This window comes from Leptolyngbya sp. FACHB-36, from assembly GCF_014695955.1.
GTDB lineage: Bacteria > Cyanobacteriota > Cyanobacteriia > Leptolyngbyales > Leptolyngbyaceae > FACHB-36.
This window is the reverse complement of sequence record NZ_JACJPG010000307.1, coordinates 1-1,625: the sequence shown is the minus strand read 5'-3', so window position 1 is coordinate 1,625 and position 1,625 is coordinate 1. Positions and strand designations below refer to the sequence as shown.

Annotated in this window: 1 protein-coding gene; it reads right to left on the bottom strand. The window is 56.6% G+C overall.

All coding sequences use genetic code 11. From position 1 onward, the window contains the following. A partial coding sequence (locus tag H6F43_RS08405) for a peptidase domain-containing ABC transporter (RefSeq protein WP_190342345.1) occupies positions 1-1,625 on the bottom strand: 1,625 nt, incomplete at both ends.

Sequence of the window (1,625 nt, the reverse complement as noted above, 5' to 3'; positions counted from 1 at the left end):
AGGATGATGTCGGCGTTGCGAATCGTGCTGAGGCGGTGGGTGATAAAGAAGACGGTGCGCCCCTCGAAGGCATCGGCAAGGTTGAGGCAAACCTGACGCTCTGAGTCGTAATCCAGTGCGGAGGTGGCTTCGTCCAGAATCAGCAGGCGAGGGTTTTGCAGAATGGTGCGGGCGATCGCCACGCGCTGTCGTTGTCCACCCGATAGCGAGGAGCCTCGCTCTCCAACGCGGGTGTTGTACCCGTTGGGCAGGTTCATGATGAATTCGTGGGCGGCGGCAATTTTGGCGGCGGCGATAATTTCTTCCGCAGAGGCATCGGGCGCGTTGAGGGCAATATTCTCTTGCACGGTGCCTTCAAACAGCAGCGTGTCCTGCGGCACAATACCGACTTGCTGGCGCAGCGAGTAAAGTTCGACTTTGCTGATGTCGTAGCCGTCGATCAGAATGCGCCCCGACTCTAGCGGATACAGGCGCGGCAGCAGCTTCATCAAGGTGCTTTTACCGGAGCCGCTCTGACCCACGATGCCGACAAACACACCGCTGGGGAATTCCAACGTTACGTTATTGAGCTGCATTGGACCGCTGGGATTAAAGCGGAACGAGACGTTGTCGTATTTCACCGTGCCCTCAATCACGGGCATGGGAATATTCTGGCGATCGAGATCATCCGCTTCAGTCGGCGTGTCAATGATGTCGCCCAAGCGCTCTAGCGATAGAGCCGTCTCCTGGAAGTTCTGCCACAGTTGGGTCAGGCGCAGCAGCGGACTGGTGACATAGCCTGCGATGATGCGAAAGGCGATTAGCTGCCCCAGAGTTAGGGTGCCTTGCAGCACCAGATACGCCCCCACCCACAGCACCAGCAGCCCGGACAACTGATTGAGAAAATGGCTAGTAGAACTGGCAGTGGTCGAGGTGGCAACGGTTCTAAATCCGGCTGACACGTACTTGGCGTAGCGCTCTTGCCACTGCCAGCGCGATCGCAGTTCAATATTCTGCGCCTTAACGGTCTGAATCCCAGACAGCACTTCCACCAGATAAGACTGCGCTTCGGCGTTACGTTCAGCTTTGGTGCGGAGTTGGCGACGCACGATCGGCGACACCCCCGCCGTCAGCACCATGAACAGCGGCAGCGTTGCCAGCGCTACTAGCGCCAGCACCCAGCTATAGATAAACATGACCACGATGTAGATGACCGAGAACACGGCATCTAGCACCACAGTCAGGGCGGTACCCGTAAGGAACTGTCGAATATTCTCTAGCTCGTTAACTCGCGTTGCCAGCTCCCCCACAGGTCGCCGTTCGAAGTAGCGCAAGGGCAACCGCAGCAAATGGTCAATAATCTCCGATCCCAGCGCCAGATCGATCCGGTTGGTCGTGTCCACAAACAGGTACGTCCGGACGCTCGTCAGCACGGCTTCAAAAATAGCGATGACGACCAGAAAAATTCCCAGCACTTGCAGCGTGTTCGGGCTGTTTTGCACCAGCACTTTGTCGATGATCACCTGCGTAATCAGAGGGTTTGCCAGCCCGAACAACTGCACAAAAAACGAGGCAACGAACACTTCCAGCAGCACCCGTCGATATTTGTGCAGCGACGGCAGAAACCAATTTAAGCCAAACTTTTG